General features: G+C 72.7%; 20 protein-coding genes. 7 read left to right on the top strand and 13 right to left on the bottom strand.

All coding sequences use genetic code 11. The annotated features are described in order from the left end of the window. Positions 1–14 precede the first annotated feature (14 nt). The 5 genes from ACIRNI_RS22505 to ACIRNI_RS22485 form a co-directional block, all read right to left on the bottom strand. The gene (locus ACIRNI_RS22505) at positions 15–1,490 is read right to left on the bottom strand and encodes a hypothetical protein (protein WP_403553615.1); all 1,476 of its coding nucleotides are present in this window, start codon (positions 1,488–1,490) and stop codon (positions 15–17) included. Between the two features lie 54 nt (positions 1,491–1,544). Next, the gene (locus tag ACIRNI_RS22500; RefSeq protein WP_403553613.1) at positions 1,545–2,147 is read right to left on the bottom strand and encodes a cysteine hydrolase family protein; all 603 of its coding nucleotides are present in this window, start codon (positions 2,145–2,147) and stop codon (positions 1,545–1,547) included. 46 nt (positions 2,148–2,193) lie between these two features. After that, complete coding sequence (locus tag ACIRNI_RS22495; protein WP_403553611.1) at positions 2,194–3,195, bottom strand: GlxA family transcriptional regulator; 1,002 nt, start codon at positions 3,193–3,195, stop codon at positions 2,194–2,196. Between the two features lie 377 nt (positions 3,196–3,572). Further along, positions 3,573–3,788, bottom strand: a complete 216-nt coding sequence (locus ACIRNI_RS22490) for a ferredoxin (protein ID WP_403553609.1) — start codon at positions 3,786–3,788, stop codon at positions 3,573–3,575. 5 nt (positions 3,789–3,793) lie between these two features. Then, entirely contained in the window at positions 3,794–4,987 is a 1,194-nt protein-coding gene (locus ACIRNI_RS22485) for a cytochrome P450 (RefSeq protein WP_403553607.1), read from the bottom strand. A gap of 123 nt (positions 4,988–5,110) precedes the next feature. On the opposite strand from ACIRNI_RS22485, the gene ACIRNI_RS22480 reads away from it, so the two are divergent. Further along, the gene (locus ACIRNI_RS22480) at positions 5,111–5,812 is read left to right on the top strand and encodes a TetR family transcriptional regulator (RefSeq protein WP_403553605.1); all 702 of its coding nucleotides are present in this window, start codon (positions 5,111–5,113) and stop codon (positions 5,810–5,812) included. Between the two features lie 131 nt (positions 5,813–5,943). After that, complete coding sequence (locus ACIRNI_RS22475) at positions 5,944–6,585, top strand: carbonic anhydrase (RefSeq protein ID WP_403553603.1); 642 nt, start codon at positions 5,944–5,946, stop codon at positions 6,583–6,585. A 52-nt stretch (positions 6,586–6,637) separates the two neighbouring features. On the opposite strand, the gene xdhC is transcribed toward ACIRNI_RS22475, so the two are convergent. From xdhC to ACIRNI_RS22455, 4 genes are all read right to left on the bottom strand, one after another. Next, positions 6,638–7,447, bottom strand: a complete 810-nt coding sequence (xdhC, locus tag ACIRNI_RS22470) for a xanthine dehydrogenase accessory protein XdhC (protein WP_403553783.1) — start codon at positions 7,445–7,447, stop codon at positions 6,638–6,640. Position 7,448: 1 nt separating this feature from the next. Continuing rightward, positions 7,449–9,830 carry a xanthine dehydrogenase molybdopterin binding subunit gene (gene xdhB, locus ACIRNI_RS22465; RefSeq protein ID WP_403553601.1) on the bottom strand — a complete coding sequence of 794 codons (2,382 nt, stop codon included), beginning with the start codon at positions 9,828–9,830 and terminating at the stop codon, positions 7,449–7,451. Then, complete coding sequence (locus ACIRNI_RS22460; RefSeq protein WP_403553599.1) at positions 9,827–11,293, bottom strand: xanthine dehydrogenase small subunit; 1,467 nt, start codon at positions 11,291–11,293, stop codon at positions 9,827–9,829. Before ACIRNI_RS22460 ends, xdhB begins: the two co-directional genes overlap by 4 nt. Positions 11,294–11,861: 568 nt before the next feature. Beyond that, positions 11,862–13,796 carry a hypothetical protein gene (locus tag ACIRNI_RS22455; protein ID WP_403553597.1) on the bottom strand — a complete coding sequence of 645 codons (1,935 nt, stop codon included), beginning with the start codon at positions 13,794–13,796 and terminating at the stop codon, positions 11,862–11,864. Positions 13,797–14,202: 406 nt separating this feature from the next. Here ACIRNI_RS22455 and ACIRNI_RS22450 point away from each other — a divergent pair, with 406 nt between their 5' ends. From ACIRNI_RS22450 to ACIRNI_RS22440, 3 genes are all read left to right on the top strand, one after another. Next, on the top strand, positions 14,203–15,768 hold the full coding sequence (locus tag ACIRNI_RS22450; protein WP_403553781.1) for a TROVE domain-containing protein: 1,566 nt from the start codon (positions 14,203–14,205) through the stop codon (positions 15,766–15,768). A gap of 120 nt (positions 15,769–15,888) precedes the next feature. Further along, the gene (locus ACIRNI_RS22445) at positions 15,889–17,127 is read left to right on the top strand and encodes an MFS transporter (protein WP_403553595.1); all 1,239 of its coding nucleotides are present in this window, start codon (positions 15,889–15,891) and stop codon (positions 17,125–17,127) included. Between the two features lie 32 nt (positions 17,128–17,159). Next, complete coding sequence (locus ACIRNI_RS22440; RefSeq protein WP_403553593.1) at positions 17,160–18,302, top strand: DUF4185 domain-containing protein; 1,143 nt, start codon at positions 17,160–17,162, stop codon at positions 18,300–18,302. Here ACIRNI_RS22440 and ACIRNI_RS22435 read toward each other — a convergent pair. The 4 genes from ACIRNI_RS22435 to ACIRNI_RS22420 are packed head-to-tail and all read right to left on the bottom strand — an operon-like array spanning position 18,260 to position 23,729. Next, on the bottom strand, positions 18,260–20,704 hold the full coding sequence (locus tag ACIRNI_RS22435; protein ID WP_403553591.1) for a glycoside hydrolase family 3 N-terminal domain-containing protein: 2,445 nt from the start codon (positions 20,702–20,704) through the stop codon (positions 18,260–18,262). The genes ACIRNI_RS22440 and ACIRNI_RS22435 overlap by 43 nt on opposite strands. Then, positions 20,701–21,519: a carbohydrate ABC transporter permease gene (locus ACIRNI_RS22430; protein ID WP_403553589.1), complete on the bottom strand. Its 819-nt coding sequence runs from the start codon at positions 21,517–21,519 to the stop codon at positions 20,701–20,703. Before ACIRNI_RS22430 ends, ACIRNI_RS22435 begins: the two co-directional genes overlap by 4 nt. Next, a complete protein-coding gene (locus ACIRNI_RS22425) occupies positions 21,519–22,412 on the bottom strand; it encodes a carbohydrate ABC transporter permease (protein WP_403553588.1) in 894 nt (297 codons plus the stop codon). The genes ACIRNI_RS22430 and ACIRNI_RS22425 overlap by 1 nt, the downstream gene beginning before the upstream one ends. A gap of 12 nt (positions 22,413–22,424) precedes the next feature. Beyond that, positions 22,425–23,729: an ABC transporter substrate-binding protein gene (locus ACIRNI_RS22420; protein WP_403553586.1), complete on the bottom strand. Its 1,305-nt coding sequence runs from the start codon at positions 23,727–23,729 to the stop codon at positions 22,425–22,427. Positions 23,730–23,868: 139 nt separating this feature from the next. Between ACIRNI_RS22420 and ACIRNI_RS22415 the strand changes: the two genes are divergently transcribed. Next, a complete protein-coding gene (locus tag ACIRNI_RS22415; RefSeq protein ID WP_403553585.1) occupies positions 23,869–24,921 on the top strand; it encodes a LacI family DNA-binding transcriptional regulator in 1,053 nt (350 codons plus the stop codon). A gap of 259 nt (positions 24,922–25,180) precedes the next feature. Beyond that, positions 25,181–26,560: an endo-1,4-beta-xylanase gene (locus ACIRNI_RS22410; RefSeq protein ID WP_403553583.1), complete on the top strand. Its 1,380-nt coding sequence runs from the start codon at positions 25,181–25,183 to the stop codon at positions 26,558–26,560. The last annotated feature ends 24 nt before the right edge of the window (positions 26,561–26,584 follow it).

Raw genomic sequence — 26,584 nt, 5'->3', positions numbered from 1 at the left:
TTCACCTGAAAGCCTCAGCCGCCCACGCCGGCTTCCCGCTTGCGCCGCTCGAGCACATAGTCGCTGAACAGGTGCCTGCTCCGGTCGAGGAGCTCGCCGACCTCGGCGGCGCCGTGCGGTTCGTCCGTCGCCGGGTGCCAGCGCTGGACGGACTGGCCGGCCCAGGTGCGGAGCTTGTCGTCCGGGTCGTTCAGCAGTCCCACGGCGGCGCGCAGCGCCACGATGCCGCCCCGTGCGTCGAGCAGCCGGAACGCGGCCAGGCGCACGTGCCGCAGCCGGTGGGGCCCGGTGCGCTCCATCAGCCATGGCGCGGGCAGCTGCTTCGCACAGGGCAGCAGGGAGACGGTGGCCTGGCGTACGACGGCGGGGGCCGGGTCGTCGAGCAGGGGCCGCAGGCGTGCCACGTCCGTGACGTCCAGGGCTCGCAGCCCCGCGAGCGCCTGGGCCCGGACGCCCGCCGCCGGGTGGTCGACGAGCGGCCACAGCGTCCCGGCGTCCGCACGGTCTCCGCACTCGGCCAGGCCGATGACCGCGCCCGGCGCGATTGCGGGGTCCTGCGGCTCCGCGCACCATCGCCGGTAGCGGGCGGCCGGATCGTCTCCGTGCTGCCGCACCACGTACCGCGCGCAGGCGCGCACCAGTGCCGACCGGTCCGCCAGGTACGCCTCCGCCCGGTGCGGCTGCCCGGCCGCCCGCAGGGCCGTGACGCCCGCCGAACGCGTACGCGGGTTGCGGGCGGTCAGCAGCGGGGTGAGCACGTCGTCCGGCACGTCGCCCAACACGTCGCCGTCCCGCAGGTCGGCCAGAGTGGCGAGGGCCGCACTGGCGCAGAGGTCCTGGACGACGGTGTCAGCGTCCTGGTGGGCGGCGCGGGCCAGTTCGGCGGGGCTCAGCAGCCGCCGCGCGAGGGCGAGGCGGTACGCGAACCGCCGCACGGCGCGGTCCGGGTCGGTGAAGAGCGCCGAGAACCGCTCACGGGGAGCGTGGCGCAGGGTCTCCTCCAGCAGGCCCTCGCCGAAGGCGCCCCTCTGCCGCCTGCCGACACGCAGGATCAGCGCGGCGAGGGCGACGGCGGCGGGTACGTCGAGGGCCTCGCGCAGGACGTGGCGGGCGCGTTCGCGTACCGGTGCGGCCCAGTCGGCACAGCGGACGACGACCAGCGGCAGCAGGTCGGGGCGGTGCCTCGACCGGTGCACCGCCGCTTCACGGACGCGCCCGTCGCGGTGGCAGAGGGCGAGTGCGAGCCGGGGATCGTCGAACCCGCCCAGCTCGTCGATCCGCGGGCGGGCGTACCGGCGTGCCCCCGGAACGCCGAGCCCGTACCACGGGACGTCCCGCACCCCCGCGTCCAGCGCCAGCCACGCGCAGGGATCCGCGGTGGCCAGCGCGCGTTCCAACGGCATGCCGTCGGCGAGGCGCAGGGCCGCGGCCACCCCGCCCTGGTACGTCTCACGCGTCGCCACTCCGGCTCCCGCTCCCCCATGTGCCATACGGGCCATCCTAGGGAGCGGGCCTCGGCTCCTCCCAGGCCGTCAAGACGGCCGTCAGGGCGTGAGGTCCCGCACGCGGCGCGCGACGGGGCCGAACAGGTCGCCGATGGTGGTCAGGGCGGCGTTGTGGAGGACCTCGGCGGGCAGGGCGGTGCCGTCGGGGGCGGGGAGCGAGCGGGTGGCGGTGGCCTCGGCGACGACGGTGGGGCGGTAGCCGAGGTTGAAGGCGCCCTGGGCGGTGAAGGTGACGCACATGTGGGTCATGAATCCGGCCAGCACCAGGTCCGGACCCGCGCCCAGGTCGCGCAGCGTCTTCTCCAGCTCGGTGTCGTGGAAGGCGTTGGGGAACCTCTTGACCACCACCGGCTCCCCCTCGACCGGGGCGACCTCGGGGCTGATGGCGCCGATCTCGGCGCGGATGTCGTACGGGGTGCCCTCGCCGCCGTCGTTGACGACGTGCACCACGCGCGTGCCCTGCGCCCGGGCGGCGGTCAGCAGCCGCGCGCCGGCGGCGAGGGCCACCTCGCCTCCCTCCAGGGCCATGACGCCGGTGCGGTAGGTGTTCTGGAAGTCGATCATGATCAGGGTGGCGTCGGCGAGCGTGGGGAGCTCGTTGTTCAGCCCGATGACGTCGCGCAGTGTCGTGGACGTAGGCATGGCTGTCTTCCTCTCGGAGGTCGGATGGGGTGGAACCGGCCTGTCGTCAGGCCGTGGTCGTGGTCGTACGGAAGCGGCGCCGGTACGCGGCCGGGCTCGTGGCGATCTGCCGCCGGAAGGCGCGGTGGAGGGTTTCCACGGAGCGGAGCCCGGTGACCCGGGCGATGTCCTCCAGGGACTGGTCGGTGGTTTCCAGCAGGCGGCGGGCGGCCTCGACCCGCAGGGCCTCGACGTACGCGGCGGGTGTCGTCCCGGTCTCCTGGGTGAAGACGCGGGCGAAGTGACGCTCGCTCAGGCACATGCGCGCCGCCAGCGCGGCCGCCGACAGGTCCGCGGTGAGGTGGTCGGCGACGTAGAGGCGCAGCTCGTCGATGTCCCTGCGGGATGCCGGCGGGCGGCTGATCGGGACGCTGAACTGGCTCTGGCCGCCCTGGCGTTTGAGGTACACCACCAGGTGCCGGGCGACCGCAAGCGCAAGGTCCTCACCGTGGTCCTCCGCGACCAGGGCGAGGGCCAGATCGAGGCAGGCGCTGATGCCCGCTCCGGTCCACACCCGGCCGGAGCGGATGAAGATCGGGTCGGGGTCGACGGCGACCCGAGGGTGGTCGGCGGCGAGCCGGTCGGCCGTCGACCAGTGGGTGGTCGCGGCCTTGCCGTCCAGCAGGCCGGCCGCGGCCAGCAGGTGGGCACCCACGCACACCGAGGCGATCCGCCGTGCGTGGGGTGCGGTGTCCTTGATCCAGTCCACGACGTGGCGGTCGATGCGGGGCCGGGGGCCGTCGGTGTGCGCCTCCACCGCGCCGGGGACGAGGAGGGTGTCCACCGCGTCACCGACGTCGGCGAAGCCGATGTCGGTGAGGAGGCGCACGCCCGCGGAGGTGGCCACCGCCTCCCCGGCCCGCCCGGGTCCGGCCAGGCGCACCTGGTAGCGGGCGCGGCCGCCGGACTCCCGGTTGGCCAGCGTGAAGACCTCGGCCGGCCCCGTGACGTCGAGCAGATCGACGTCGGGGAAGACCGCGATCACGACGCGGTGACTGATCTTGGACATGTCCACATCGTCGGGCCCGGCAGGTACGGCCGCAATGACGAGCTCCTGTCACATCCGGACATCGACACCTGCGACCGCACGAGCCGGCTCACCGTCGCTCACGCCGAACTCGTCGAGCCCGCCGACTTCAAGCGGCTCGGCAGGCTGGACGTCGTCGCCGCCATGGGCTTCCACTGGGCCAAGCCGACCCCCGACTCCGTCGGGCCATCAGCCGGTCATCACCCGCACCGCCGCGCCCGACAGCCCCTACGCCGAGCAGGGCCCGATGACGCCCGATCTGCGCCTCAGCCGGGTGGCGGCCCTCCGCGCGGCCACCCGTCGGGTGGCCGGGCGACCGGGTGGCCGGGGCACGGCGCGTTTCAGGGGCGCGGCGCGACTCAGGGGCGCGGGCCGAGGGTGCGGTGGCCGTCGCGGACGACGATGGCCAGCGCCGGGCAGGAGTCGGCCGCGTCCAGGGCGCGTTCGTCGGGGGCGAGCTCCTCGCGTACCGGCTCGGCCTGCGCGCCCTCCAGCCGGAACAGGTCCGGGGCGAGACCCGCGCACATGCCCGAGCCCATGCACTGGTCCCGGGCGATCTCCAGGGTCCAGGTCACGGCGGTCACCACCCCACCGGCATCGCGCGCGGGCCGCGGACCAGCATCTCGTTCTTCCAGGCGACATCACCCGCGAGGCGGATCCGGGGAAAGCGGGTGATCAGCGCCTGGAGCGCCTCCTGGAGTTCGAGGCGGGCCAGCGGCGCGCCCAGGCAGTGGTGGACGCCGTGGCCGAAGCCGAGGTGCTGCACCCCGGTGCGGGTGACGTCCAGCCGACCCGGTGCGTCGAACTTCAGCGCGTCGCGGTTGGCCGCGCCGACCGCCACCAGTACCGGCTCCCCCGCGCGTACGAGGGTGCCGCCCACCTCGATGTCCTCCTTGGCGTAGCGGGGGAACGCCGCGGCGCTGCCGAGGGGGACGAAGCGCAGCAGCTCCTCGACCGCGCCCGCGATGAGCTCGGGCCGCTCACGGAGCAGCTGGAGCTGGTCGGGGTGTTCGAGGAGCGCGTAGAGGAAGTTCGGGATCTGGCTGGCCGTGGTCTCGTGGCCGGCCACGAGGATGCCGACGCACAGGTCGACCAGTTCCAGCTCGGTGAGCCGGTCGCCGGTGTCACGGGCCTCGATCAGCCCGGTCATCAGGTCCGGGCGCGGGTTTTCGCGGTGGTCCTCGATCAACGCGGCCATGTAGGCGCGCAGTTCGTCGCGGTTGCGCTGGAACTCCTCGGCGGTCAGCGAGCTGGTCGACAGGGCGGCGTCGCTCCACAACCGGAACTTCGGCCGGTCCTCCTCCGGTACGCCCAGCATCCGGCAGATCACGGCGACCGGGATGGGCAGCGCGTAGGACTCGACGAGGTCGGCGGGCGGTCCGGCGGCCTCCATCTCGTCGAGGAAGGCGTGCGCCAGTTCCCGTACCTGCGGGCGCTGCTTCTCCACCTGGTGCACCGTGAAGGCCTTCGCCACCAGCGTGCGCAGCCGGGTGTGCTCGGGCGGGTCCATGCTGAGGATGCCGGCGTCCTGCCGCCCCTCCGACTGGCGCGGCTCGTCGTGCTGCAGCGCGTCCGCCCGGCTGAAGCGCCGGTCGCCGAGGACCAGGCGGGCGTCGGCGTACCGGGTGGCCAGCCAGGCGGGCTCGCCGTAGGCCATCCGTACGCGTAACAGTCCGGGGTGTTCGAGCGCCTCCGTGTACGCCTCGGCCAGGCCGAGCCCTTCGGGTTCGTTGAACGGGTAGACGAGCGGAGCCTGCTCGTCAGTGGTCGTCATCGGGGGTGACCTCCCTGGTGTAAGCAGCTGCTTACGAACCTATGGTGGGGCGGGTGGACAGTCAACGGCGCCTGGGGCGAGGGGCCTTGGACGGTGCGCCGGACGAGTGAGGGGTGGCGGAAAGTGGCGGGTGCGAAGGTGGTCGCGAAGGCGGAGGCGGAGGCCGTGCCGGGGGCCGGCGGGGCGGAGGCGGAGCGGCCGCGGGCGGGTACGGCCACCCGGGACCGGCTGCTCATGGCCGCTTCCGCCCTGTTCGCCGAGCGGGGGTACGAGCGGGCGACGGTACGGGAGATCGCCGCACGCGCGGGGGTCAACCAGGCACTGCTGTTCCGCCATTTCGGCTCGAAGCAGGCCCTGTTCGGTGAGGTGGTCGCGCGGGGCGGGCACGCGCAGCTGCGCAGCACACCCCCGGAGCAGTTGGTCGAGGTGGTGGTGCGGAGCCTGCTGCGCCCCACGGCAGAGGGGAAGCCCGCGGAGGCGGAGCACGCGGGGGTGGACCGGTCGCTGGAGACGCTGCTGCGGTCGGTGGGCGGCGACGACGAGGTGGCGGCGGTGGTGACGGCGCTGGGCGACGAGTACGCCCGCGCCCTGGCCACCCTCAGCACCGCGGACGACCGGGGGCTGCGCGCCGACCTCGCCCTGTCGTGGCTCCTGGGCATCGGCCTGATGCGGGTGGTGGTGGGCAGGCAGCCCCTGGCCGACGCGGACGCGGACGACGTGTGCCGTCTGGTCGGGAGCGCGCTGCGCCACCTGCTGGAAGGGCTGCCCTCGCCGGCGGAGCGCCATGGGGCGGCCGAGCCGTGCACCGACGAGGCCGCACGGTGACGAGGCCGCGCGGTGACGAGACGGGACCAGCCGGGCATGTGGGCACGGGCCGGGCAGGCCCGCGGACCGTCCGGGCGGTGCCGAGCGCCCCGCTGCGCCATCCTGCGAGGCCAAGGCCGTAATCTGGCCTCATGACTACTGCCCAGGCATTGACGCCCCGTGAAGCCTTCGAGGTGCTGTTGGCTGGCAACAAGCGGTTTGTCGCTGGTTCGCCGGAACATCCCAACCAGGACGCTGCTCGGCGGGCCGAGACCGCGCCGGCCCAGTACCCCTTCGCCGTGATGTTCGGCTGCTCCGATTCCCGGCTGGCCGCCGAGATCGTGTTCGACCGTGGGCTCGGCGACCTCTTCGTCGTACGGACCGCCGGGCACGTCACGGGCTCCGAGGTGCTGGGCAGCATCGAGTACGCGGTCAGCGTGCTCGGCAGCCCCTTGGTCGTGGTCCTCGGCCATGACGCCTGCGGCGCGGTCGCGGCCACCCGCGCCGCCGTCGAGGAGGGCACGACCGCGGGCGGCTACGTCCGGGACGTGATCGAGAGGGTGACTCCGAGCGTGCTGGCCACCCGCGCCGCCGGCCGTACCGAGGACGCGGACTTCATCAGCGAGCACATCCGGCACACCGTCGATCTCCTGCTGGACCGCTCCAAGGTCCTGTCCGAAGCGGTCGCGGGCGGGCGGGTCGCGGTCGTGGGCCTGTCGTACCGGCTCGCCGACGGCACGGCCCACCTGGTCACCGCCCGCGGCCTCGAGTCGGAAACCGCCTCCGCCTCCTGACCTCCTACTCCCCTGGCCGCCGGCCCCACGACGGGCCGGCGGCCCCCGTGTCTCAGCGGCGGTCCCGCTCGAAGGCCAGGAGCAGATCCGCCGCGACGCTCACCGCGATCGTGGCGGGTTCCTTGCCGGTGATCCCGGTGACGCCGATCGGGGTTCTGATCCGGTCGATCGCGGCGGCGTCGTGGCCGCCCTCGGTGGCCAGCCGGTGCCGGAAGCGCGCCCACTTGGCGGCTGAGCCGATCAGTCCGATCGAGCCGAGAGCGGGGGTGCGCAGGGCTGCGTCGCACAGCGCGGCGTCCTCGGCGTGATCGTGCGTCATGATCAGGACGTGGGTGCCGGGCGCCAGCTCGGCGAGCACCTCCTCCGGAAGCAGCGGCGTGTGGTGCACGTGGACCTGCGCCACCGCGTCCGCGAGCACGCCGAGCCGTTCGTCGGTGAGCATGTCGGAGCGGGTGTCCACCAGGTGCAGGTCCAGGTCGTGGCGGGCCAGGACGCGCGCCAGCTCCAGGCCGACGTGCCCGACGCCGAAGATCGCCACCGCCGGGACCACCGGCAGTGGTTCGAGCAGTACGGTGACGGCTCCGCCGCAGCACTGCACGCCGTGCCGGCCGGTGACCTTGTCGTTGAGGGCGAAGTCCATCAGCTCCGGCTCCGCGTCGGGCGTGGTGACCAGCTCGCGGGCCCGATCGATCGCGACGGCCTCGATGTTGCCGCCGCCGATCGAACCCCAGGTGTCGTTCCGCCCCACGACGAGCTTGGCGCCGGCCCTGCGGGGTGCGTGGCCGCGCACGGTCGCGACGGTCACGAGCACGCCGGGTTCCCGGCGGGCTCGCAACCGCGCGACCGCGGCCACCCAGGTCATGTCAGGCATTGCTCAGAGCGGTCGCGTGGGCGGGGGCCTCGCTGCCCGCGTCGCCGCCGCCGGCCGCTTCGATCGCCCAGTACACCGCCTCCGGTGTCGCGGGCGAGGCGAGTTCCACGCTGACTCCGTCCGGCCCGAACGCCGCGGCGGCCTGCCGCAGCGCCTCCCGGACCGAGAAGGCCAGCATGAGCGGGGGCTCGCCCACCGCCTTGGACCCGTACACCGCGCCCTCCTCGGTGGCGTTCTCGAGCAGGGTGACGTGGAACTCCTCAGGCATCTCCGAGAAGCTCGGCAGCTTGTACGTACTCGCCGCCTGCGTCAGCAGCCGGCCGCGGTGCGGCCCGTCACCGGTGTCCCAGCGCATGTCCTCCAGCGTCAGCCAGCCCGCGCCCTGCACGAAACCGCCCTCGACCTGACCGATGTCGATCATCGGGGACAGGCTGTCGCCCACGTCGTGCACGATGTCCACCCGCCGGATGCGGTACGCGCCGGTGAAGCCGTCCACCTCCACCTCGGTCGCGGCGGCGCCGTGTGCGAAGTACTTGAACGGCGAGCCCCTGAACGCCTTCGCGTCCCAGTGCAGGCCCTCGGTCCGGTAGAAACCGGCCGCCGACAGCTGGACGCGCTGGAAGTACGCGGTGCGCACCAGGTCGTCCCAGGCCAGCTCCCTGTCGCTGCCGAGGATCCGCGCGACGCCCTCGACGATGCGTACGTCCGAGGCGTTCCCGCCCAGCTGGGTGGCGGCCACCTGCAGCAGCCGCGCGCGCAGCTGCTCGCAGGCGTTCTTCACCGCCGCACCGTTGAGGTCCGCTCCGGCGCTGGCGGCGGTGGCGGAGGTGTTGGGCACCTTGTCGGTCCGGGTCGGGGCCAGCCGCACCTTGTGCAGCGGGATGCCCAGCGTGGTCGCGGCGACCTGCAGCATCTTGGTGTGCAGGCCCTGGCCCATCTCGGTGCCGCCGTGGTTGATCAGGACGGAGCCGTCCTTGTAGATCAGCACCAGCGCGCCGCCCTGGTTGAAGGCGGTGAGGTTGAACGAGATCCCGAACTTCAGGCCGGTGATCGCGAGCGCCCGCTTGGTGTGCGGGTGCGCGGCGTTGAAGGCCGCGATCTCGCGCCGGCGGTCGTCGATGCCGGCGTTGTCCTTGACCTGCTGCCAGACGGCGGAAATCCGTTCGGGGTGGGTGACCGGCTGTCCGTACGGCGTCGTCTGGCCCTGGCCCGGCCGGTAGAAGTTGCGCTCCCGCAGCTCCATCGGGTCCAGGCCGAGCAGCGGCGCGCACCGGCCCATGATGTCCTCGATCACCAGCATGCCCTGGGGTCCGCCGAAGCCACGGAAGGCGGTGTTGGAGACCTTGTGGGTCTTGGCGATGCGACCGGCGACGCGGGCGTTGGGGATCCAGTAGGTGTTGTCGATGTGGCACAGCGCGCGGGCCACCACCGGCTCGGACAGGTCCAGGCTCCAGCCGCCGTCCGCGGTCAGGGTGGCGTCGAGGGCCTGGATGCGGCCGTCGGCGTCGAAGCCGATCTTCCACGTGGCGTGGAAGCCGTGCCGCTTGCCGGACATGGTCAGGTCCTGCGTCCGGTTGAGCCGCAGCCGCACCGGCCGGCCCGTCAGCCGGGCGCCGAGCGCGGCGACGGCCGCGAAGCCGTGCGGCTGCATCTCCTTGCCGCCGAAGCCGCCGCCCATGCGCAGGCACTGCACGGTGACCTCGTGGCTGTGCAGCCCGAGCACGTGCGCGACGATCTCCTGCGTCTCCGAGGGGTGCTGGGTGCTGCTCTGGACGAACATCTGCCCGGCCTCGTCGACATGGGCCAGCGCCGCGTGCGTCTCGAGGTAGAAGTGCTCCTGCTCGGAGAACTGGAACTCGCCGGTGAACACGTGCGCGGAGTCGGCGAAGCCGGCGTCCACGTCGCCGGTCTCCATCACGGGCCGGGCGCCGTGGAAGCTGCCCGCCGCGATCGCGTCCCGCAGCGTGACGATGGAGGGCAGTTCGTCGAGTTCCACCTCGACGGCCGCCGCACCGAGCCGGGCCGCCTCCAGGGTCTCGCCGAGGACCCAGGCCACCGCGTGGCCGTGGAACATGACCTCGTCGGGGAAGAGCGGTTCGTCGTGCTTCATTCCGGCGTCGTTGACGCCGGGTACGTCGGCACCGGTCAGCACGCGGACCACACCGGGCACGGCGAGCGCGGGCTCGGTGCGCAGGGCCGTGATCCTGCCGTGGGCCTTCATGACCTGGACCGGGTAGGCGTGCAGCACGTCCTTCGTGCGGTGGACCAGGTCGTCGGTGTAGAGCGCGGCGCCGGTGACGTGCAGGTGGGCGCTCTCGTGCGGCATCGAGACGCCGACGACGGGCTTTTCGGGACGCTCGGACAAATGGCTCATGACGACACCGCCTCGGTGGTTTGCGCGTACAGCTTCCGCAGGCTCTGGCCGAGCATCGCGGAGCGATAGCCGGCGCTGGCGCGGTGATCGTCCATCGGCGTGCCCTGGGCCCGCAGCACCTGGGCCGCCGCCTCGACGTTCTCCGCCGTCCACGGCTTGCCCTCCAGGGCCGCCTCGGCGGCGAGGGCGCGGATCGGGGTGGCGGCCACGCCGCCGAGGCCGATGCGCGCCTTGCGGACGATGCCGTCCTCGATGTCGAGCGCGAAGGCGACTGCCACGCTGGAGATGTCGTCGAAGCGCCGCTTGGCGATCTTGTGGAAGGCCACGACCGGTGACAGCGGCAGCGGGACGCGTACCGCGCGGATCAGCTCACCGGGGCGGCGCACGCTCTGCCGGTAGCCGGTGAAGTAGTCGGAGAGGGGGATCTCACGCTCTCCGTCGGCGTCGGCGAGCACCAGCGTCGCGTCCAGCGCGAGCAGCACCGGCGGGCTGTCGCCGATCGGGGAGCCGGTACCCAGGTTGCCGCCGAGGGTCGCGCTGTTGCGGATGAGCCGGGAGGCGAACTGCGGGAACAGCTGCGCCAGCAGCGGGACGCTCCCGTCGAGGCGGCGTTCGATCTCGGTGAGCGTCAGCGCTGCCCCGATCTCGATGTGGCCGGACTCGGTGCGCAGCTCCCGCAGTTCGGGCAGCCGGTCGACGGCGACCACGCAACGCGCGCGGCGGGAGCGGATGTTCACCTCCACGCCCCAGTCGGTGGATCCGGCGACCACCACCGCGTCGGGCCGCTCGCGCAGCAGCCGCAGCGCTTCGGCCAGGGTGCCGGGCCGCAGGAACGCGCTGTCGCCCTGGGTGTACGCGGTGGCGACCGGCTGCGGCGGGGACTGCTCGCGGCGCTGGGCCAGCGGGTCGTCCTCGGCGGGCTCGCCGACGGCGAACGCGGCATCGCGGATCGGGCGGTACCCGGTGCAGCGGCACAGGTTTCCGCTCAGCGCGTGCAGGTCGAAGCCGTTCGGCCCGTGCTCGGGGTCGGTTTCGCCGTCGGCGGGCGCCGCGTGCGCGCAGCGGCCGGGCCGGTAGTACTCGGCGGCCATGCTGCAGACGAAGCCCGGTGTGCAGTAACCGCACTGGGAGCCGCCGCGGACCGCCATCTCCTCCTGCACCGGGTGCAGTACGGCGGGCCCGCCGGCTTCGTCGGTGGTGGCGAGACCCTCGGAGGTGACGATCTCCTGACCGTCGAGGGCCGCGACCGGCACCAGGCAGGCGTTGACCGCCACCCAGTCGGTGGGCTTGTCCGTCCCGGGGCGGGCCACCAGCACGGAACAGGCGCCGCATTCGCCCTCGGCGCAGCCCTCCTTGGTGCCGGTGAGACCGCGCTCGCGCAGAAAGTCCAGCACCGTGGTGTGGGGTGCGGCCGGGGAAATCGGTGCTTCTTTCCCGTTGACCGTGATCCGCGCCGCTACCACAGCACGTCCTCGTTTCCGGGCGCGGTCGATCTGTTTGTCCAAGTCGCCATGTGAAAGCCTTCTATTTCGGTGGCGCAGCTCAAGAACCCGCATGAATGGGCACGTAACGACGTGCCGCAGGCGGTGAAGGAAAACAAAAGGATGCCGGGGCCTCAATCGGGCAGACCGGAAGAAAGGCCGCTTAGCAGCCGTGTGCGACGCGACCCGGAACCCAGGCGGCCTGGTGGGCGAGGCGATGCAGGTCGGAGAAGGTGAACATCCGACATCGCCTCCTTTCCAGCGCTCACGGGTCGGTGCGCTGAAATTACGTCCCCGCAGGTCCATCGGTCAAGCTCCGGATGAGCCTTACGGACCCGACAGACATCAGCGGTGCGGTTGGTGGCCCTGTTACCCGAGTTGGCCGAAATGAGCCGCAGAGCGGCGAATCCGAGGACGAGGAGCAGCCAGCCCGCGAACAGGTCCCCACGGCCTCATCGTAGGCCGTGGGCGAGCGGGCCCCGAGGGGGCGGCGAGTCCGCGAGCTCCCCGCCCACCGCACCGTCGTGTACAGCGCTTCAGCGCTCCGCGGTCAGGAGCTCGCGGTCAGCAGCTCCTCGATCGTGCCGAGTTCCGGGCTTCGCGGATCGCAGCCCGCCAGTCGGTGGTACAGCCGATGCCAGGCAGCTTCGTCCGCCACCGGCAGGTGCGTACGGACCAGGGCCGTGAGCTGCTCCACCGCTTCGCCGATCTGCGGCGGGGCGTCCGGTCGGTGCCGGGCGTCGCCGAGGTGGCGCAGGACGCACGGGCCCCGGCCCACCCGCCGCAGCAGGTCCTCGGGGGTGACGAGCCCCTCCGTGAGCAACTCCTCGAGGGGGCCCGTCTCCTTCTCCTGATCGCTGCTGTAGCCCAGTCCGGCCCACAGCGTGCTCCCGTCCGCGAGCCAGTTCGCGGCGTAGGAGCGGTGCCTGCGGTAGTCGCCGCGTATCGCGTCGATGTGGCGGGCCGCCACGTCGGGCGGTGTGCCGGGGCGGTTCACCATCTGTGGCCAGTACCGGAACGGCTCGCGGGCGTGCTCCGCCTCCAGGTAATCCCAGTCGGGGTTCGCGAGGAGCTCCATCAGCCGGTCCGCGGCGCGCGCGCCGGCCCGCGGGCCGAGGCGGCGCAGGCGCGAGGCGAGCTTCGGCGTGGTCAGCTCCTTGTCCGCCCGGGCGCGGAGGGCCGCGAGCGGGTCGGCGGTGGCCAGCGCCTTCTCGCAGATGCGGGTGACCGCCGGGCCCACGAGTCCGGTGGCGAGCAGGGCCGACAGCCGGGCCGGTCCCCCGTGGCGCAGCACGTTGAGGCAGCCTGTCAGCTGCTCCGGCATTTTGAACGACTCCCGGTGCGTGCTGGCGAACGCCGCCTCGACGAGTTCCGGCTCGATGGCGTGGAGGCAGTCGGGAAGCGCTCCCCACGGAATGCGGTCGACGTACGGTGCGAGCGGCACCGCCGGGTCGGTGAGGGCCTGGCGGCGCTCCTCGGCGCAGACGTAGAAGTGATTGTCCAGGACGGCGAGGTGGACCTTCGGATCGCCGTACTCCAGGAGCCGTAGCGCGGTGCCCCGGGTCAGGTCGATTCCGCGGGCGATCACCAGCAGGGCTTCACGGTCACGGCTGCGCAGGAGGTACTCAAGGACCGCCCTCGGCGTGCCGTGGCGGAGGGCGACGACGTACTGCGCCAGCAACCTGCCCGTACCGGGCGGAAGTTCGGGCATCAGGGCGTCCAGGACGTCGGCGTCGCACCGCAGCAGTACCTCGCCCGTCGGCCACCACCACTGACCGTGGAACAGCCGGTCCTCGATCGCGCGGCCCGTGGGCGGGCGGTCGGGCAGCAGGCGGGCGGGGTCGACCGCCTCCGTGTCCTGGGACCGCTGTGCCAGGGCGGGCCAGCTGAGCCGGGTGTCGGGGCCTGCGCCACCGGGCCGGCACGCGTCGTCGACAGTGGTGAGCAGCTTGAGCCAGGCGGTCGGCTCGGTTCCCAGGGTGGTCGTCAGGTACAGCCGCACCTCCCGTTCGAAGGCGCGGCGGGCCCGGCCGAGGTCGGATTCCATGGGGACCGGCATCGTCCAGCGCGCCGGGTACACCTCGACGACGTCGCCCGCCGTGAGCGTCCCGGCCTCGTACGCCGTCGCCAGCCGGTGATCGAGGGCGGAGCGGCGGCCGGCGGCGAGCGGGAATTCCGCCACGTCATGCCGCAGGCGCTCGAGTGCCTCGCGCCCGTCGGCCGGAGGCGTCGGGTGGAGCACCTGGGCGTCCGCCGGCAGGTCGCAGCGGCGCCATGCCTCGGCCAGCCACTCGGGGCGGCCCACCGACCGGGGGTACCGGTTGCGCGGCGTACCCCCCAGACGGCGCACCACCTCGGCATCAGCGGGCAGCGGAGGGGCGTCGCCCCCGTTCTGTTCGGCAGCGAGGCGACGCAGGAGGTCGATGGCGGCCACCGCCGCCCGGTGGACCTCCACGTACCGTGCGTCGTACGGACGGTTCCCCATGATGTGTCTCCCCCGATGGTTGTTCTCCGATCAAGAACAGTGGACCACGGAGGTCTGACAGTGGGACGGCGGGACCCGAGGGACATGGCCAGGTGCTCCGAGCGCGCCGACTCCCGGGGTGCCCGCACTGAATTCGGTGGCGTGAGGCTCGGCGGCCTGTGTAGGGTCGGCGCCGCGACCGCGCCTGACGATGCGCTCGGCTGCGGCTACTTCTTCTGACAACCAAGTGACGCCGCCGCCCCTTTGATCTCGCCAGGCGCGGGCGTCTTCGCCCCGGCGGTCTCGCGGCCGGGGCCGTTCCGTTCGTTGGATCCGGGGGGATTCGCTGCCTCGTTACACCCGACGCGTCTCGAAGATGTGGTCCGAGATGCTCGTGGCGCCGCATGTCGCGGCGGCCGCCCGCGCCATGCCCGCCCCGACACCGCGCCTCCACAGGCTCGCCGTGCCGGAGTTCCGCACGTACCCGGGCGGTCCGGCCTTCGTCCGGGAGCCCCGCGAGGAGCTCTTCCTCCTCGCCGTGGGCAACTTCGTCTCCCAGCAGACCTTTTACGAAGGCGGCCGGGAGCGGGACGACCGGTACGTCCGGCTCGTCCGCCAACTCGCCGTCGAGGACCCGGTGTGGACCGCCGGTCTGCTGCGCTGGCTGCGCGGCGAGGGCAACATGCGTACCGCGTCCATGGTGGGCGCCGCCGCGTACGTACGGGCCCGGCTCGAAGCCGGGGCCACCGAGGGTCCGTCCAACAGGTCCGTGATCGACTCGGTGCTCCAGCGCGCCGACGAGCCCGGCGAGTTGCTCGCCCACTGGTTCACGGCGTACGGGCGGAACGTGCCGCAGCCCGTGAAGCGGGGCGTCGCCGACGCCGTACGCCGGCTGTACACCTCGCGGTCGCTGCTCAAGTACGACACCGCGGGCAGGTGGTTCCGCTTCGGCGACGTGCTCAACCTGGTGCACGCCTCCCCGGACCCGGGCAAGCCCTGGCAGGGCGCGCTCTTCCGGTACGCCCTGGACCGCCGCCACCACCCGGAGCGTGCGGTGCCGCCGATCGCCGACCAGGTGCTGACCGCGCACCGGGCGCTGACGGGGCTGCCGGCCGCCGAGCGGCGCGCCGTGGTCACCGGACCGGACGCGACCACGCGGCTGGCGGCGGCGGGCATGACGTGGGAGGCCCTGGCGGGCTGGCTCCACGGCCCGATGGACGCCGCCGTCTGGGAAGCCGTGATCCCCTCGATGGGGCCGATGGCACTCCTGCGCAACCTGCGGAACTTCGACGAGGCCGGGGTCTCGGACGAGGTCGCGGCGCAGGTCGCCGCACGGCTCTCGGACGCCTCCGAGGTCGCCCGGTCCCGACTGTTCCCCTTCCGCTACCTGGCCGCGCACCGGCACGTGGCGTCGCCGCGCTGGGCGGACGCGCTGGAACGGGCGCTGGGCCACTCGCTGGCCAACGTACCGTCCCTGCCCGGCCGGACGCTGATCCTGGTGGACCGGTCGGACTCCATGTTCTGGGACACCGTCTCCGAGCGGTCCACGCTGACCCGGGCGGACGCGGCGGCCGTGTTCGGCACCGCGCTGGCGATGCGGGCCGAGCGAGCGGACCTGGTGGAGTTCGGCTGGGGCAGCGCGGCGGTGCCGTTCGAGCGCGGTGAGCCGGTACTGGAGGTGATGAAGCGGTTCCGCAGCATGGGGGGCACCTACACCGCGAAGGCGTTGCGGAAGCACTACCGGGAGCACGACCGGGTCCTGATCGTCACCGACGAGCAGACCGCCGCCTACGACCCGGGCGGGCCGACCGAAGCGGTCCCGGCCGGCATCCCGGTCTACACGTGGAACCTCGCGGGCTACCGGCCCGCCCACGGCCCCACGGGACCACACCGGCACACCTTCGGCGGCCTCACGGACGCCGCGTTCCGGATGGTCGGACTCATCGAGGCCGGGCGCGAGGCCGCTTGGCCGTGGACCACCGACTCGACCTGAGCCAGGCCGATGCGGGCGATCCGGCCCCGTACCGCCGATCGGGCGAGAGCCGCGGGGCAGGGGTTCTCGTCCCTCATGGCGTTCCGTGGACCCACGGCTCACGTGCCTAGGGTGATCGCCATGACCGGTACGTCCTCTCGGATCGAGCACGGCGCACACCGCGGCCGGCGACGACGCCTCGGCTACCCGGCGGCGGCCGCCGTCTTCGCCATCGGCATGGCGGGCACGACACTGCCCACGCCTCTGTACGGGCTGTACCGCAAGGAACTGGGCTTCTCCGAGCTGATGGTGACGGTCGTCTTCGCCGTCTACGCGGTGGGCGTGATCGCCACCCTCCTGCTGGCGGGCAACCACTCCGACCGGGCCGGGCGCCGCCCGGTCCTGCTGTACGCCCTGGGGCTCGCCGCGGCGAGCGCCGTGTGCTTCCTGCTCGAAGGCGGGCTGCCGCTGCTGTTCGCCGGCAGGATGCTGTCCGGGTTCTCGGCCGGGCTGCTGAGCGGCGTCGGCACGGTAACCGTGATGGAGCTGGCCGCACCGGGGCAGAAGTCCCGCGCGGGATTCGCCGCGACGGCGGCGAACATGGGCGGACTCGGCTGCGGGCCCCTGCTGGCCGGACTGCTGGCCGAGTACGCCCCGCTGCCGCTCCGGCTGCCGTTCCTCGCCCATCTGGCGCTGGTGGCCGTCGCCTGCGTCCTTGTCCTGGCGCTGCCGGAGACCGTGGCCGAGCCGCGCCGCCGGACGCCCCTGCGGCCCCAGGGGCTGCACGTACCGCCCGAGACGCGCGGGGTCTTCGTCCCCTCGGCGCTCGCCGCGTTCGCGGGCTTCTCGCTCCTCGGACTGTTCACGGCGGTCGCCCCGAGCTTCGTGTCGCAGACCCTGGGCGTGACCAACCTGGCCGTCGCGGGGCTGGTGGTGTTCGCGGTGTTCCTCTCCTCGACCGTGGGGCAGTCGCTCACGGGCCGGCTCACCCTGGCCACCGCCGCACCGCTCGGCTGCCTGGTGCTCGTGGTGGGGCTATTCCTCGTCGGCGCGTCCCTGTGGGTGAAGGCCATGCCGCTGCTGGTGGCGGGCGCGGTCTGCGGCGGGCTGGGGCAGGGCCTCGCGTTCCGGGCGGCGGTGACCGCGGTCGGGAACGCCGCGCCCGCCGAGCGGCGGGCCGGCACGATCTCGTCGTTCTTCGTCGTGGCGTACGCCGGGATCTCGCTGCCCGTGGTGGGGGTGGGGGCGCTGACGATGTGGCGGGGGCTGGAGCAGGCGGGGCTGATCTTCACCGCGTGTGTGACGGTGCTGGTCGCCGTCGTCGGTCTGCACCTGGCGCGGCACCCCGCCGGGCCCCGCCGGATGGACTCCGCCCGGTGAGGCGGCATCGGAGGCGCGGCGCGGAGGCGGGCGTGACGTCGCGTCGTACCGGGCGACGGCGGCGTATCGCGTGGGGCGTCTGCCTCGCGGTGTGCCTGGCGCTGCTGCCGGCGGCGGCCTGGGCGTCGGCGCGGGCCGCGCGCCCGGCGGACCGGGCTCGAGACCAGGACGCGCCTTCGGCCCCGGCGCCCCGGGCGGAGGTCGTGGCCCTGGTCGCGGGCCAGGGGGACGGCGACGTCAACCGGACCCGCGACCGGTTCGCCGTGCACGCCACGGACCTGGGCGTGATGTGGCGGGACAGCCTCGGCCGGGTGGCGGTCGCCTTCGGCGACACCTACGGAGAGGGCTGGGGAGGCAAGGGCGCCGGGCCCGCCACCGCGGACTGGCGCTTCAACACGCTGGCGCACTCCACCGACGGCCGCCTGGACGACGGCATGCTCATCGACTCCATGGTGACCGACCGGCCGGGCCACGCGGCCCGCTTCCTGCCCGGTGACCCCGGCCTCGACGAGGTCACCGTCATCCCCACGGCCGGTGTGAGCGCGCTGGGCCGGGACTACGTGCACTACATGTCCGTACGCTCCTGGGGGCCGCCCGGCAGGTGGGTGACGAACCACGCGGGCATGGCCTGGTCCGACGACGGCGGCCGCACCTGGACCAAGCCGTCCGCGGCACGGTGGGACAACGCGGGCGGCACCAGCACCTTCCAGATGGGGGCGCTGGTGCCGTGGGGCGGCCACGTCTACCTCTTCGGTACGCCGAGCGGCCGGTTCGGAGACGCCCGTCTGGCCCGGACGACCGCGGCGGCCCTGCTGGATCCGGCGGCGTACGAGTACTGGACCGCCGCCGGCTGGCGGGCGGGCGCGCAGGCCGACGCCGTACCGGTCATGCGAGGTCCGGTGGGTGAGCTGTCGGTGCAGTACAACACCCATCTGGGCAGGTGGCTGGCGCTCCACCTGGACGAGTCCCGTGCCGCGATCGTGGCGCGCACGGCCCCGCATCCGACGGGGCCGTGGAGCGAGGGCCGGGTGGTGGTCGACGGCCGGGACCATCCCGGCCTCTACGGCGGGTTCCTGCACCCGGCCACCACCGGGGCGGAGGTGTACTTCACGATGTCCCGCTGGGACCCCTATCACGTGCTGCTGATGCGCCTGCCCGTCGACGGGCTCGCCTGAGCAGGGCCGATGCGCGCGTGGAGCCGCCGGGTGTGGTCCACGTACCGGGCGGCCCCGGTGAGGCGGACCCTCGCCACCAGGCGGGGGTCCGCGCTGGAGGCGGCCAGGCGCAGCTCCAGCTCCCCCGGTTCGACGACACGCCGGCCGTCGCGGCCGGTGAAGGAGGCCAGGTCGGCCGGGACCGTGACCTCCAGCCGGCGCGACTCCCCCGGCGCCAGGGTCACGCGCGCGTAGCCGATGAGGCGTTGCACCGGCTGTACGACCGACGCGACCGGGTCGTGCAGGTACAGCTGGACGACCTCGGTGCCCTCCCGCTCGCCCGTGTTGCGGACCGTGAGGGCGAGGGCGAACTCACCGTCCGTCCCGGTCTCGTCGTTCGCGACCGCGAGTCCGCTCCAGGAGAAGGTGGTGTACGACAGGCCGTGGCCGAAGGCGAAGGCCGCGGTCGGGTCGATGCTGGACACCTCGGTGGCCTGGGCCAGCCGGGCGGCGAGGTAGGTGGAGGGCTGCGCGCCGGGCGAGCGGGGGACGCTGACGGGCAGTCGGCCCGACGGGTTGACGCGGCCGCTGAGCACGCCGGCCAGGGCTGCCGTACCGGCCACGCCGGGGAAGAAGGCCTGCACGATCGCGGCCGCCTCCGTCACGGCGCGGCCGAGCGCGTACGGCCGTCCGGCCAGCAGCGCGGTGACGACCGGCGTCCCGGTGTCGAGGAGGGCGTCGAGGAGCGCCTGCTGTACGCCGGGCAGGGCGAGCGAGTCGGCGTCGCAGCCCTCGCCGCTGGTGCCGCGGCCGAAGAGCCCGGCGCGGTCGCCGAGCGCGGCGACGACGACGTCGGCGTCCCGGGCAAGGCGTACGGCCTCGGCGATGCCGGAGGTGTCGTCGCCGTCGACGTCCGCGCCGCGGGCGGTGACGATCCGTGCGGCGGGGAACTCGCGCTCCAGTGCCTCGCGCAGGGTGGGGAGTTCGATCCCGGCGGGGGTGCCGGGGTGCTGCGTACCGACGTGGACGGGGAAGGAGTAGCAGCCGAGGACGGCCGTCGGCTCGTCGGCGTTGGGGCCCACGAGGGCGATGGTGCGCGGCCGGGAAGGGGACGGGGACAGCGGCAGGGTGCCGTCGTTGGCGAGGAGGACGATCGCCTGGTCGGCGATCCGCGCCGCGAGTTCCCGGTTGGCGGGCGAGTCGAGGTCGACCGTGCCGCGCAGTGCGGCCGGGTCGTCGAGGTCGGCGCCCTCCAGCGCGGGTGGGACGGGGCTCCAGTCGGCGTCGAGGAGGCCGAGTCGCGCCTTCTGGGTGAGCACCCGGCGCACGGCCCGGTCGATCAGCTCCTCGGGCACCCGGCCGCTGGCGACGGCGTCGCGGAGGGGGGCGCCGAAGGTCTTCACGGTGGGCAGTTCGACGTCGACGCCGGCGCGCAGGGCGGTGGCCGCCGCGTCGGCCCAGCTGCCGGCGACCCCGTGGAGGGTCTTGAGGAAGGCGATGCCGAAGTAGTCGGCGACGACGGTGCCCTCGAAGCCCCAGGTGTCGCGCAGCAGCCCGGTGAGCAGCGGTTCGTCGGCCGCGGAGGGGACGCCGTCGGTGTCGGTGTAGGCGTGCATGACCGAGCGCGCCCCGCTCTCCCGTACGGCCATCTCGAACGGTGGGAGTACGACGTCGGCGCGCTCGCGCGGCCCCATGGCGACGGGGGCGAGGTTGCGTCCGGCGCGCGAGGCGGAGTAGCCGGCGAAGTGCTTGAGGGTGGCGACGATCCCGGCGGACTCCAGGCCCTGGACGTACGCGGTGGCGAGGGTGCCGACGAGGTACGGGTCCTCGCCGATGGTCTCCTCCACGCGGCCCCAGCGGGCGTCCCGTACGACGTCGAGGACGGGGGCGAGGCCCTGGTGGACGCCGACGGAGCGCATGTCGGCGCCGATGGCCGCGGCCATGCGGCGGATCAGGCCCGGGTCGAAGGTGGCCCCCCAGGACAGGGGGACGGGGTAGGCGGTGGCCTTCCAGGCGGCGAACCCGGCGAGGCACTCCTCGTGGGCGAGGGCGGGGATGCCGAAGCGGTTCGCGGAGGCGATGCGCTGCTGGGTGCGCATCAGGGAGAGGGCGCCGAGGGCGGGGTCGACGGGGGCGGTGCCGAAGGGGCGGGTGAGCTGTCCGAGACCGGCGGGCAGGAGGGCGTCGAGATCGGCGGGCTCCTCCATGTCGTGCTGGTGGGGGGCGACTTCGCCGCCCTGGTCGGAGGCGCCGACCCATACCCCGTAGAGCTGGGCGGTCTTCTCCTCGAGGGTCATCGCGGAGACGAGGGCGCGGACGCGGGTGTCGATGTCCTGGGCGGGGTCGTTCGGGACGGGGGCATCCGGGACGGGCGCCGCGGACGGCAGCTGGGCTTCGGCCGTGTCGGCCGGGTTGGTGGTCACTTTCCTCCCACACCCATCAGGCCCTGGACCAGGGCGCGACGGGCGAACAGGTAGACGAGCAGGACGGGCAGCATGGACAGGACCACGGCGGCCAGCAGTCCGGGGATGTCGACGCCGTGCTCGGTCTGGAAGTCGTACAGACCGAGCGTGATCAGCTTGGTGGAGTCGGACTGGGTCAGGACGAGCGGGAACAGGAAGCCGTTCCACGCCTGGAGGGCGGAGAACACCACGACCGTGGACAGGCCGCCCTTGGAGAGGGGCAGCACGAGCCGGAAGAACACCCGGCGCGGCGAGGCACCGTCCACGGCCATGGCCTCGTACAGCTCGGGCGGGATGTCCCGCATGGCGCCGCTGAGGACGAGCGCGGAGACCGGCAGGCAGAACGCCGCGGTGGGCAGGACGACGCCGATGAGGTTGTCGTACAGACCGGCCTGGCTGATGAGGTAGAACATCGGGACGATCACGGCCTGTGCCGGGATGGCCAGGCCGAGCAGGAAGAGCCGGAAGGCGCCGGAGGTGATCCGGCCGCCGCCGCGCACGATCGCGTACGCCAGCGGTGGCACGAGCAGCAGCACCAGGCCGACCACGGCGACGGTGACGAGGACCGTGTTGAGGAAGTACTGCCCGAAGCCGCCGGTGAGGGCGCTGCGGTAGTTGTCGAGGGTGAGGGCCTCGGGGAGGGCCAGTGGGCCGTTGCGGGCGTAATCGGACCGGGAGCGGACCGTGGCCATGAGCATCACGTAGAGCGGGAGGCCGACGAGGAAAAGCCAGAGCAGGGAGCCCGCGCCCGCGAGGTAATGGGGTCGTGGCTTCATCACAGGCCTTCCGTGGAGCTGCGCATCTTGTCGTAGCCGGAAGCCCGCACCACGACCAGCGAGACGACGGTCGCCGCGGCGACGAGGACCAGGGCGACGGCCGATCCGGCGCCGAAGTCGAAGCCTTTGAAGGCCTTTTGGTACATGTAGTAGGCGCTGATGGTGGTGTCGGTGCCGGGGCCGCCCTGGGTCAGGATGAGGACGGTCTCGAAGGTGGTGAGCCCGCCGACGACCATGAGGACCACCGAGGTGATCATCGCGTTGCGCAGCTGGGGCAGGGTGATGTGGAAGAAGCGGCGGTAGCGCCCGGCGCCGTCGATGAGCGCGGCCTGGTACAGGACGGGCGGGATGGCCCGGGCGGCGCCCTGGTAGATCAGGGTGTGGAACGGCGTGAACTGCCAGGTGGACACGAATGCCAGGACGCCGATGGCGGTGGCCTGCCCTCCGAAGAGGTTGCCGTCACCGAAGAGCCAGGCGGCCCGGGAGGGCACACCGAAGTTCGGGTCGAGCACCGCGCGCCACAGCACCGAGACGGCGGTGGTGGAGAGCAGCAGCGGGACGAAGTAGAGGGCCGACAGCACCGCGCGGTTGCGCTGGTGTCCCGCGGCCCAGACGCCGAGCAGGATGCTCAGCGGGGTCTGGACCGCCACGCCGAGCGCGGTGAGCAGGAGGCTGAGCCAGATGCTCTCGATCATGACGGGGTCGCGGAAGACCCTGGTCCAGTTCGCCGTGCCGGCGAACTCGGGTGGTCCGAGGCCGTTCCAGGTCGTGAAGGACAGGACCGCGACCATGAGGAGCGGGACGAGCGCGAAGAGGGCGAAGAACACGGTGGCGGGGAGCGCCCAGCCGAAGCCGGGGCGGCCCATCCGGGTCGTCTGGGGCTGTGGGGTCATGTCGGTTCGGGGTCAGACCGTCGGGAGGGCCTGCATGGCCTTGATGAAGCCGTCCGCGTCGATCCGGCCGTTGAGGAAGCTCTGCACGGCCTGGTGGATGGGCGTGATGGCGGCCGGCGGGTAGGCCTGGTCCCAGGAGAGCTGGAACGAGGGCGCCTTCTTGACCAGGTCGAACTGGTAGCGGGAGTACGCCGGGTTGGCGGCGGTGCCGAGGAACTTCTCGGTGTTGGTCGTGGTGGGCAGGTTGCCGACGGCGAGCTGTTCCTTGACGAAGGTGTCGGAGTACATCAGCTTCAGGAACTCCGCGACGGCCTCGGGGTGCTTGGTCTTCTTCAGCACCGAGTAAAAGTTGTTGGTGTTGCCGACGAGGTTGGTCTGGTCGCCCTTGCCGCCCGCGACGGTCGGGAAGGCGGTGTAGCCGAGGTGCTTCTCGGCGAACTCCTTGTCGGCGTCCTGGTGGGTGGCGTACGCCCACGAGCCCATCAGCTCGAAGCCCGCCTTGCCGCTCGCCAGGAGCGCGGGGGAGCCTCCGTCGGTGAACTTCACCGAGTCGACGTTGGAGCCGAAGGCGCCGGCGTCGACGAGCTCCTGGAGCATGCGCAGGGCCTTCCTGCTGTCGGCGCTCTCCCAGACGCTCTTGTCTCCCTCCAGCGCCTTCTGGAACAGCTCGGGGCCCGCGACGCGGTCGTAGAGGTACTCGAACCACATGAGGGTCGGCCACTTGTCGCCGCCGCCGAGCGCGATGGGCGTGACGCCCCGCTCCTTCAGCGTCTTCACCGCGGCGAGCAGCTCGTCCCAGGTGCGGGGCGGCGCGATGCCGGCGTCGGCCAGCACCTGCTTGTTGTGGAACAGCAGGACCGGCTGCGTACCGCGCATGGGGATGCCGTACGGCGTGCCGTCGACGACGGCGGTGTTGAAGACGGACGGCAGGAACCGGGACAGCAGCTGCGGGTCGTCCTTGGTGAACTCGTCCAGGGGCAGCAGCAGGTCTGCCTTGACGTACGGTTCGATGCTGCCGCCGCCCCAGTTGAAGAAGACGTCCGGGGCCTGCGGAGTGCTGATGACGGTCTGCAGCTTCTGCTGGTAGTCGGCGCCCGGGATGGTGTCCAGGACGGCCTTGACCTTGGACGTCTTGTTGAACTCGTCGACCAGCCGCTTCTCGACCTTGTTGGTGGCGTCTCCGTAGACCAGGACGTGGAACTCGCCCTCGCCGGACGACGTCCCACCGGCGCCGCCCCCGCAGGCCGCGAGGCTCAGGGCCATGGCCAGGGTTACGCCGGCCGCGAGCAAACGGGGGGACCGCGCACGTGTCTTCATCGCCTAGCCTCTCGAAAGTTTCTGGCGTACGAGCGAAAGTCGCTGCGAGTCCTGGACAGTAGGGCAGCCTCCCGCAGCCGTCAACGGGGGCGGCGGCACAGCCGCACCACGGCCGGCGGAGGTGCCCTATCCTTCGGGCATGCGTGATGACGACGGTGCGGTGGGCCGGGTGACCCTGGCGGAGGTGGCCGAGCAGGCCGGTGTCTCCCTCTCGACGGTTTCGAAAGTCCTCAACGGCCGATCCGACGTCTCCCTCCCGACGCGCACCAAGGTCGAGCGGCTCCTGGTCACCCACGGCTACCGGCGCCGCGCGCAGGGAACGCCCCACGCGCCGCTGATCGAGCTGGTCTTCCACGAGCTGGAGAGCGTCTGGGCGATGGAGCTCATCCGGGGGGTCGAGAACGTCGCGAAGCAGCACAACGCCGGCGTCGTCCTCACCGAGAGCGGCACCCGCCACTCCCCCGGCCCGGACTGGGTCGAGGGGGTCCTGCGGCGCCGCCCGCTCGGCGTGGTCCTCGTCTTCTCGACCCTGCCGGACGACGTCAAGAAGCAGCTCAGGTCCCGCGCGATCCCATTCGTCATCATCGATCCGGCCGGTGATCCCGAGCCGGACGTGCCCTCCGTCGGCTCCGCCAACTGGTCGGGCGGCATGGCCGCGACCCGCCACCTCGTCGACCAGGGGCACGAGCGCATCGCCATCATCACCGGGCCCGAGGACATGATGTGCTCGCTGGCACGGCTCGACGGATTCCGCTCCGCCATGACGGTGGCCGGCCTGGCGGTCGACCCGCGCCACGTGCGGTTCGGCGACTTCCACGTCCAAGGCGGTTTCTCCCACGCCATGGAGCTGCTCGACGGGCCGGACCGGCCCACCGCGATCTTCGCCGGCAGCGACCTCCAGGCACTCGGCGTGCTGGAGGCGGCCCGCCTGAAGGGCCTCAGCGTGCCGGGCGACCTGTCGGTCGTCGGATACGACGACGTCCCGCTCGCCCAATGGTCGGCCCCGGCGCTGACGACGGTCCATCAGCCGCTGCGGCAGATGGCCGAGGAGGCGGCGCAGATGCTGCTGCGGCCGCGCGACCCCGGGAAGGCCGCGCTGCGCATGGAGCTGGCCACGAAGCTGGTGGTGCGCAAGAGCACCGCACCGCCGTCGCCGTCGGCGTCGCCGTCACCCCGGGGAGCCTCGGCCTGAGACGAGGCACTCTCGTCCTGTCCGGGCTGTTGACCGCCCGGAGCGTCGGCCGTATGGTCTGGCCAACCTTCGGAAGAAGTCCCGAAAGTTTCGAAGCGGGGGACGCCGCTTCGGAACAGGGATACAGGGACTACGTGCCGACGCGCGCCATTCGGCGGGGCGCCCTGCCCGGCATGTCCGTCGACGAACGACAGCCGACCCATCAGCCCGTCCGGACGGTCCTCCGGTCGTCCGGCACCCCCCAGAAGAGGACCACGACATGGTCATGCGTACCTCCGTGCGCCCCGAACCCGCCCACCCGGGCAGGCGCTCCCGGGCGCGCCGCTTACTCACCGCCGGTACGGCGTTCCTGCTCGCCGCGGCCGGCGTGGCCGGCCTGTCCGGCACGGCCGAGGCCGCGAGCACCCTCGCGTCGGCGGCGTCCGCCAAGGGCCGCTACTTCGGGACCGCCGTATCGGCGCAGTACCTGGGCGAAGCGCCGTACGTCTCCACGCTCAACACCGAGTTCAACTCGGTGACGCCCGAGAACGAGATGAAGTGGGACGCCCTGGAGGGCACCCGCAACTCGTTCACGTTCACCTCGGCCGACCGGATCGTCAACCACGCCCTGGGCAGGGGCATGTCGGTCCGCGGCCACACCCTGGTGTGGCACTCGCAGCTGCCCGGCTGGGTGGGCGGGCTGGGCGCCGCCGACCTGCGGTCGGCGATGAACAACCACATCACCCGCGTCATGCAGCACTACAAGGGCAAGGTCGTCGCCTGGGACGTGGTCAACGAGGCGTTCCAGGACGGCAGCAGCGGCGCCCGGCGCAGCTCGCCCTTCCAGGACAAGCTCGGCAACGGGTACATCGAGGAGGCGTTCCGCATGGCCCGCGCCGCCGACCCCGGCGCGAAGCTCTGCTACAACGACTACAACACCGACGGCGTCAACGCGAAGAGCAACGCGGTCTACGCCATGGTCAAGGACTTCAAGGCGCGTGGCGTGCCGATCGACTGCGTGGGCTTCCAGTCCCACTTCAACAGCGCGTCGCCGGTGCCGGCCGACTACCAGGCGAACCTCCAGCGCTTCGCCGACCTCGGCGTCGACGTCCAGATCACGGAGCTCGACATCGAGGGTTCCGGCACCGCGCAGGCCACGAGCTACGGCAACGTCGTCAAGGCGTGCCTGGCCGTCTCGCGCTGCACCGGCATCACCGTCTGGGGCGTCACCGACAAGTACTCCTGGCGCAGCAGCGGCACACCGCTGCTCTTCGACGGCAACTACGCCAAGAAGCCCGCGTACCACGCCGTCCTGGCCGCGCTCGGAGGCAGCGGCGGAGGCGGCGGGGGCGGCGCGACCTGCTCCGTGTCGTACACCAGGACGGCGCAGTGGAACGGCGGCTTCAACGGCCAGGTGACCGTGACCGCGGGCGCCGCGCCGATCACCGGCTGGACCACCACGGTCACGGTGACGCCGCCGCAGAAGGTGTCCGCGACCTGGAACGGCTCACCCACCTGGGACAGCAGCGGGAACGTCATGACGATGAGGCCGAACGGCAACGGCAGCCTGGCGGCCGGAGCCTCGACCAGCTTCGGGTTCACCGTCATGACGAACGGCAACACCTCGGCCCCGGTCCTCGGCGGTTGCACCGCGTCCTGACGCTCCGTCACCCTCCCGTCCAGC

Source organism: Streptomyces sp. NPDC093546, from assembly GCF_044765045.1.
GTDB lineage: Bacteria > Actinomycetota > Actinomycetes > Streptomycetales > Streptomycetaceae > Streptomyces.
Note: the sequence above shows the minus strand (reverse complement) of the source record. Positions and strands in the feature narration are given on the sequence as shown.